Source organism: Streptomyces sp. XM83C, assembly GCF_023072675.1.
In the GTDB taxonomy this organism is placed as follows: domain Bacteria; phylum Actinomycetota; class Actinomycetes; order Streptomycetales; family Streptomycetaceae; genus Streptomyces; species Streptomyces thermocoprophilus.
The window spans coordinates 1-7,884 of record NZ_JALLGL010000286.1; the positions used below are offsets into that span (position 1 = coordinate 1).

Consider the following 7,884-nt stretch of genomic DNA (forward strand, 5'->3'; position numbering starts at 1 on the left):
GGCACGAGGGCCTTTCTGGTCGCCGGTGCAGATCTCGCAATCCACACCGAGCCAGAGGGCCCTCACCCATTTCAAGATCACACGTCAGTGATCGCTGTCACCAACCTCCGTGGACAGAACACCTAGGGCACCTTCGGCGCGGCACAGCCGTGGGCCTGCGCCACGCGGATGGCGAAGATGCGCAATGCCTGCTTGACGTAGGCGAGTTGGGCTCTTGTCGGGTAGGAGGCGGTACGGGGTGCCGTGCGTCGCACGGTGAACAGGGCGCGTTCGCCGCCGCCGGTCGGGCAGGCGGCGGACGCCCAGTAGCCGGCGTCGTCGATGAAGGCACCCTGAGGAGCGTGGGACGGTATATGGCTGCCGTAGCCAGGCCATCGCTCGTAAGCCGCCCGTTCCTGGACGGCGTACGCGCCGAAGTGGGCCTCCGGTTTCCACGGTGTGTCGGTGCGGGCGTCACCCCCGAGGAGGCAGCGTTCGATGGGGGCGGCGTCGCGAGCGGTTTCCCGGTCTGTGGTGATGCCGGGTCCCTCGGGGATGCCGGCACAGGTGCCGGTGGCGCCACTCAGGGGCACATACTCGTCCTGTTTCTCGGGGAGGTCGACCCAGGGGAGCGGGTGGGCGCCGAGCTTGGTGCGGCAGCCGTAGGCCTTGGCGGCCTTCGCCGCCGTACCGGTGGCGATGCGGGTGGAATCGCGGCGGGCTGCCGGGGCGTCGATGGTGCGGTCGCCGTCCAGCTTCGTGGTCACCGACCGGCAGCCGTGGCGACGGCGGCCATGCCCGGCTTCCGTTTGCGGGTCAGTGCCATTCCTCCCTCTTTCCCTCCCCAAGGCCGGGGTGTGAGTGTCACAAAACGTCGGCGCCGGACCTGCGGCGTCGGGCGTCGCGTACCGCCACCGCTGTGCCGCTGAGGCCCGCGACGAGGACGAGGGCGCCGACGACGACGTATGTGGCGAGGCGGGTGTTGCGTTCGTCGGCGGTCTCGCCGAAGTGGACGGGGGCGACGTCGGGGGCCGCGGCGCGGACCACGCCCTTGTCCGGGGTCGGGGACTCGACGGGGTGTTTGGGGTCGACGTCGGTGAGGGCCTTCACGGGGTCGACGACTCCCCAGCCGACGTTGCGGTCGTGGCCGGGGATGGAGCGTTCCGCGGTCTGTTCGATCTGCGCGACGATCTGCCGTGCCGTCCAGTTCGGGTACTTGGACTTCAGCAGGGCGGCGACTCCGGCGACGTACGGGGCGGAGAAGCTGGTGCCGTTGTCGGAGCAGTGGCCGCCGCCGGGAACTGTGGAGATCATGTCGACGCCGGGTGCGGCCACGCCCACGAATTCTCCCGCTTGTGAGAACGAGGCCCGTTCGTTGTTGCGGTCGGAGGCGGCCACCGCGAGCACCCCCGGGTAGGAGGCGGGGTAGGTGGCCTTCACGTTGCCGCCGAGGCCGTCGTTGCCCGCGGACGCCACGACCACCACGTTCGCGGCGAGGGCCTCGTTCACGGCCTGCTCCAGGACCGAGTCCGGCCGTACCGCGTTGGAGGTGTCCTGGGAGATGTTGATGACGTCGGCGCCCTTGGCGACGGCGTGCTTGATCGCCGTGGCGAGGGTGGCGGCGGTGCCGTTGCCCTCGGCGTCGTTCTGCTTGATCGGGATGATCCTTGCGTCGGGCGCGAGACCGACGAAGCCGGTGCCTTCGGCGGGGCGGGCCGCGATGATGCCGGCGACGCGGGTGCCGTGGCCGACGGTGTCGGTCGTGCCCTGGCTGTTGCCGCGGTCGATCTCCTCGCCCTTGGAGTTCTTCGCGGGCAGCAGGTTCTCGCCCTTGGACACGTCGACGGCCTTCGTCAGCTGGGGGTTCTTCACGTCGACGCCGGTGTCGATGACGGCCACCTCGACGTTCTTGCCCGTGGACAGCGCCCACAGCTCGTCGAGGTTGACGCGTTGCAGCGCCCACGGGCGGCCCGTGTACGGCTTCGACGGGAAGGTGCACTGGCCGCCGTCGTCCGCCCACGCGGGGGCCGGCAGCGCGACCAGCGCGGTCGCCGCCATGGCACCCGCCGTCGCCAGGATCCTTGCCTTCAGCATCAGTTCGTCGTCCTCCGGCCCTCGTGACCCTCGTGTGCGCCTACGAGCCCTGCGGCTGGCGGGCCGCCGCCTCCGACAGGCGCGGGCCCGTCGGCAGGAACGTCGACCACACCGCGGGGATCGGGACGGGCGTCACCTTCTCGTAGCCGAGCCGGGTCTGGGCGATCCTCGCCTCCGCCAGCTCCTGCTTCTTCTTCTCGGCGGAGGTACCGATGCCCTTGTCGTCGCCGGCGCTGTCGCTGTTGGACTGCAGGGCGTAGCGCAGGCCCGTGTCGGTGACCAGGAAGACACCGCCGGCCTTGGTCTCGGTGCCCTGGAACTGGCGGTACAACTGGCCGGAGCCGGGCGTGACATAGGCGCTGGAGGAGCCGGTGGGCAGCTGGGCGGGGAACTCGGTGCCGGCCCATGTGGACAGCGTGGTGTGGCCGTCGGAGGCGTTCACGGAACGCAGCACATTGCAGACGGTGTTACGGCCCGAGGTGGCGCTGGTGCCGTTGTTGACGGTACGGGGCCGGTACGTCGGCCAGTTCTTGTCTCCGTTGAAGCTGATGCTGTCCACGACGGCGCCGGGGCTGACCTGCTGGGCCTCGCCGGCCTGGCCGACGGAGACCAGGTCGCCGCTGTTGAGCAGCAGCGTCGCGGTGAACTCGGAGATACGGGCCACCTTGCCGGGCAGCACCACGTAGTACTGCATGACCTGGCCGTCGTACGCCTTGATGATCTCGCCGACCTTGTCGTACTCGCCGAGGGCGGTGGAGGCGTTCGCCTTCTGGCCGGGGACGCCGTTCACGGTGGGGATGGCGATCGGGTCGCCGTTGTGCAGGGTGTCCAGCCACTCGGAGGAGACCCGCTGCGGGGCGCGGCCCTGCGTGTCGAGGGCTTTCAGCAGTTCCTTGTCCTCGGGGTCGGCGAGCTTGTACTTGGTGCCCTCGGCGTCGACGACGTAGCGGGTCTTCCCGTCGGGTGCGACGACGTACATCAGGTCGCCGCCACGGAGCTTGCTGCCGCCCTCCGTCTTCGACCACTCCTTCTCCGCGAAGACGAACGCCGCCTTCTGGATGGCGCGCCCGCCCTCACCGGGGCGTTCGCACACCGCCCAGCGCTTGGCGGAGCCGGCCTCGGAGCCGGAGGGCAGCCGGTCGGGGGCGTACGGGATGCCGATGGTGGCGCCGTGCGGGGGCTTGCCGCTGTCGAGGACCTTCTCGTCGACGGTGATCACGCTGTTCTTGTCGGGGTCCAGCAGCAGTCTGGCGGAGGCCATGTTGAGGACGGGGTGCAGCTGCGTCTGCTTGCCGGTCTTCAGCACGACGTAGCGGGTGGTGGACTTGCTCGCGACGATGACGTGCTCACCGGGGGCGTCCCAGCCCTTCGGCGCGGTCGGGCTGAACATGCCGATCGCCCCGAACACGGCGAGGATCACCACGCCCACGACCAGGCCGGGCACCAGCGCCGACAGGGGCTTGGGCGCGCCCTCCTCGGAACCGGACGGCGAGGGCTGGAGGAATGACGCGAGCGTGCGGCGCTTCGCGAAGGTGTAGGCGTTCAGTTCGTCGCGCCGTGATGCCATCTGTGTCCGCTCTCTCCCCGTTGCGGAGCCGTGGGGGACCTGTGAAGATCCGTCCCCGTCCTCGATCGCCTCTGACGCCTCGGCTGTCAGAGCCGCCCCCTACTATGCCTGTTGCGTGGCCGTGCCGATGGCACGGGTAGGGTGCTCGGGGCGTGACGGGCAGGAGCGCCAAGGGTTTTCGGGAGAGTTCGGGGGTTTTTTCGGTGATGGCTTCCGCGACGCGAACCCGGTCGCGATCGCAATCGGGCTCACGGTCGGCCGGCCCACGCCGGTCGAGGGGCCGCGACGCGACCGCTCCCGCCCCGCAGGGCACCCCCCGGCCGGCCGCGCCCGGCCCGCACCGGGGCCCCGTCACCCCGCATCTGAAGTCCCGTTCCGGCCGCGGCGGTTCCTTCGCCGTGCAGCGCCTGGTGCTGCTGGAGGTGGCCGCCGCGCTGCTGGTGTGCGGCTGGATCGCCGGGATGTACGTGATGATCCCGGCCGCGGTCGTGGCCGCGATGCTCCTCGTCCTCGCGGTCGTACGCCGCCGGGGCCGCTCCCTGCCGGAGTGGCTGGGCACGCTGCTGGCGCTGCGGGCGCGCACCCGCCGGGCGGCGGCGACGGCGGTGCCGCCGGGCACCGACTCGGGGCTCGTGCCGGCCGTGGAATGCGACCCGACGCTGCGCACCTACAGTTACAGCCGCGGCGACGACCGCGACCAGCGTCCCGTCGGCATGGTCGGCGACGGGGGTTTCCTGACGGCCGTGCTCCAGGTGGAGTCCGACGCGGGCGCGCTGCGCGCCGAGCGGGGCCGCAGACCGCTGCCGGTGGCGCTGGTGCGGGACGTGCTGGAGGTCGACGGCATACGCCTGGAGTCCGCGCAGATCGTCGTGCACACCCAGCCGGCGCCCGCGCTGCATCTGCCGCAGCAGTCGGTCGTGGTGAGCAACTACGCGCCGTTGCAGGCCCAGACGGGCTCCCCGGCGGTGCGCATCATATGGATCGCGCTGAAGCTGGACCCGGAGCTGTGCCCGGAGGCGGTCGCCGCGCGCGGCGGCGGCCTGGTCGGCGCGCAGAAGTGCCTGGCGCGGGCCGCGGAGCATCTGGCGAGCCGGCTCACCGGCGCAGGGTTCCGCGCGAACATCCTCAACGAGGAGGAGCTGACGGCCGCCATCGCCACCTCCGTGTGCGCCAACCCGATGGTGACGGCGCAGGCCGCGCAGGCCGGCCGGGGTGAGGCGCAGCAGCGGCGGACGGAGGAGTCCAGCCGCAGCTGGCGGTGCGACAACCGCCGGCACACCACGTACTGGATCCGCCGCTGGCCCCAGCTGGGCGGTGACGGCACCTCGCTCGCGCAGCTCGTGGCCCAGCTGACGTCGGTGCCCGCGCTGGCGACGACGTTCAGTCTGACGCTGACCGAGGGCGGTCGGCAGGACGTCTCCGTCACCGGGCATCTGCGGATCACGGGCCGCAGCAACCAGGAACTGACCGATGCCCGCCGGGAGTTGGAGCGCACGGCGCGGGCCGCGAAGACCGGCCTGGCCCGTCTGGACCGTGAACAGCTGCCCGGCGTCCTCGCCACCCTGCCGCTCGGAGGTGCCCGCTGATGGCCATGACGACGGACACCGGTGCCGCGTCCGGACCGGGCCTCGGGGAGCGGCTGCGGACCGGTTTCGGGCTGCTGGGCCCGAGGCACCCGCGGCACACGCTCACCGTGGAGCAGGCGGACACCCTGACCCTGCCCATCGGTGACGACGGTGTGGTGGTCGGTGTGAACACCGAGGGGCAGCCGGCCGTCCTCGGCGTCAACCGGCCCACGCCGTACGACATGGTGCTCATCGGCGGCCTGTGGACGGCGCAGGTCCTCGCGCTGCGCGCGGCGGCGACCGGTGCGCGGGTCGCGGTGGAGACGGGCCGTGCGCAGGCCTGGATGCCGATGGTGCACGCGATGGGCGGCGGGCAGAACGGCCTCGCGGTGTACGACGTGGGCCGGGTGCCGCCGCAGGGCGCCTCGGCGGGTACGCCGGTGCTCGTGGTGCGGGACTGCGGTATGCGTCCGCCGCGCGGGCGTGTGGTGTCGGCGCCGTGGCAGTCGGTGCTGACGCTGCTGCCGTATCTCAGCCCGGTGGCGCCGCGGTTGATGCGGCAGGCCCGGCTGGTGGGCGTGCAGCGGGTGTCGCCGGACGAGGCGGCGGAGATAGGGCGGGTGCTGGGGCTGCCCCGGCCGGAGATCGACTCGCTGCCGTCGTTGCAGGACGGCGTGACGCTGTGGTGCACGGACCGGGACCGGCAGTACGTGATGACGCAGGCCACGGACTCCGAGGTCGGTCTGCTGGGCGTGGCCCGGCGGATGGACTGAGCGGGTCGGGCCGAACGCGCCCGGACGGGCGGGACGTGGCCCCGGTGCAGGCGACGGACATGGCCCTGGCGGAAGCTCCGGACATGGTCCGGTGAAGGTGCCGGGCATGCCCCCGATGGGGCTGAGCCGACCCCAACTCGCCCACCTCTGTCCGTTTTTGAGCGCTATGACTCGCTCATGCCCACCTGGGCACACCAGTTGAGGCCTCGATCGTCACGGTTTGGTGTACGTGTGGTGGAGACCTGTCGCTCCCTGACCGGTTCCGGACCGGTGTGTCGCGTCGCACGGGCGGTAAAGGGGCGGCCGGGCCTGCCGGGCCCCCGGTGTTCGTGATTAGGCTGGGGCAGGGCACTGCGCAAGTACTCGCGAGCGGGGTGTGCGCGCTCTGCGACGACAGGGTCCAGGGCACCGGGGGAACAGCCCGGCGAATCGTACGACAGGAACGGTCGTCCCCCAGCACGGCATGAGGGTGTTCGACCACACCAGGAGGAACTGTGAACAGCGATCGGGACGGTATCCGCGGGGGCTGGGACACACCCGACGACGACCAGACCGACGCGGAGTCCGCCATCGAGATGACGGGCGAGTTCACGATCGACTACGCGCCGCCCGCCTGGTACACGCAGAACGCCTCCAACCCCGCGCCCGCGGCCCAGGCCCCCGTGCCGCCCGCGACGCCCAACCCCGCGTCGCCGCCCCCGCCGGTGGGACAGCCCGTCGCCGTACCGGACCTGCCGCCGGGCAGCGGCTTCCAGCCCGCGTGGGCACCCACCCCTTCGGAGGGCACCGGTCACGCCGCTCCGGGGGGCGCGTACCCCGGTGCGGCGGCGCCCGCGCCCGACGGCGCGCACCCGGGTGCCGCCACGCCTCCACCGCAGGGCGCCTTCCCCCAGGCGCCGGCGCCGAACGCCGCGTTCCCGGCGGCGCCCGCGCCCGAGGTCGCCGAGGCCGGCGAGTCCGGCAACGGTGACCTGGTCAGCGGGGCGACGATGCGTATCTCGGCGTCGGCGTTGAAGAAGGAGATCGCCGAACGCGCTGCTGCTGCGGCCTCTGCGCAGGCCGAGGGGCAGGGGGCCGAGGGTTCCGCGGGTGCCCCGAGTCCCGAGGGTTCCCCCGAGGCGCAGGGGGCCCGGGGCTCCGAGGGCTTCGGGGGTACGGCGGAGCAGGCGGCCGGCGAGCAGGGCGGCGGGGAGTCCGACGGCGCGGCGAGCACGCCGGGCGAGAGCGAGGCCGGGTCGGTCGAGGAGGCCGACGGCGCGTCTGCGTCCGGTTCCGGCTCCTCTTCCGCTTCCCCTTCCGCGTTCGGTGAGAACGCCGCTGCCGGGGACGGCGGCCCGGCGTCCGAGGACGGTACGGCGGCCGGCGAGGGCTCCGACTCCGGCGAGGCCGGCGCCGCCGAGGACGCTTCAGGCGACGACGCGGCGTCGTCCGCCGCCACGGCCGAGTCCGGCGCCGATGGGACCGACGCCGGCGACACGAGCGGCGACGGCTCCTTGCCCGCCGAGACCGGCACCCCCGGCGACGAGAACGCCCCGCAGGCCGCCGAGGGCCCGGACGGCCCGGACTCCGCGACCGCTGCCGGGGACGCCCCTCGGACCCCCGGCCCCGAGCAGAGCACCGAGGCCGAGCAGGCCTCCCCCGAGCCCGCCGCGCCCGCCGCCGGTCCGGAGGCCACGCCCGCGTGGACTCCCCCGCAGGCGCCGCAGGAGGGCGTGCCGCCGCTGCCGCCGTCGTACCAGCCCGCCGCACCGGCCCCGGCCGCCCAGTGGCCGGCCCAGCCGCAGCAGGGCGACCCGGCCGCGACCGGTGCCCCGGCGCAGGCACAGGTCCCGGGCCAGCCGCAGCCCCCGGGCCAGCCGGGCGGTCACGGCTTCCCGCCCGCCGGTACGCCCGCGCAGCCCCAGCC

The 7,884-nt window shown here is 73.1% G+C and carries 6 protein-coding genes; 3 read left to right on the forward strand and 3 right to left on the reverse strand.

Annotation, left to right across the window (positions count from 1 at the left end; genetic code table 11):
* Positions 1-122: 122 nt before the first annotated feature.
* The 3 genes from MTQ10_RS24735 to eccB all read right to left on the reverse strand — a co-directional run bounded on the left by MTQ10_RS24735 (position 123) and on the right by eccB (position 3,640).
* The gene (locus MTQ10_RS24735) at positions 123-746 is read right to left on the reverse strand and encodes a hypothetical protein (protein ID WP_247472369.1); all 624 of its coding nucleotides are present in this window, start codon (positions 744-746) and stop codon (positions 123-125) included.
* Positions 747-843: 97 nt separating this feature from the next.
* Entirely contained in the window at positions 844-2,073 is a 1,230-nt protein-coding gene (mycP, locus tag MTQ10_RS24740; protein WP_247472370.1) for a type VII secretion-associated serine protease mycosin, read from the reverse strand.
* Between the two features lie 40 nt (positions 2,074-2,113).
* Positions 2,114-3,640: a type VII secretion protein EccB gene (gene eccB / locus MTQ10_RS24745; RefSeq protein WP_247472371.1), complete on the reverse strand. Its 1,527-nt coding sequence runs from the start codon at positions 3,638-3,640 to the stop codon at positions 2,114-2,116.
* A gap of 206 nt (positions 3,641-3,846) precedes the next feature.
* Between eccB and eccE the strand changes: the two genes are divergently transcribed.
* From eccE to MTQ10_RS31355, 3 genes are all read left to right on the forward strand, one after another.
* Positions 3,847-5,226 (forward strand): type VII secretion protein EccE, encoded by a 1,380-nt coding sequence (eccE, locus tag MTQ10_RS24750; protein WP_247472372.1) that lies wholly within the window; start codon positions 3,847-3,849, stop codon positions 5,224-5,226.
* Positions 5,226-5,978: a hypothetical protein gene (locus MTQ10_RS24755; protein WP_247472373.1), complete on the forward strand. Its 753-nt coding sequence runs from the start codon at positions 5,226-5,228 to the stop codon at positions 5,976-5,978. Before eccE ends, MTQ10_RS24755 begins: the two co-directional genes overlap by 1 nt.
* A gap of 494 nt (positions 5,979-6,472) precedes the next feature.
* The coding region (locus MTQ10_RS31355; RefSeq protein ID WP_308404597.1) for an SCO5717 family growth-regulating ATPase at positions 6,473-7,884 on the forward strand (1,412 nt) is incomplete at its 3' end.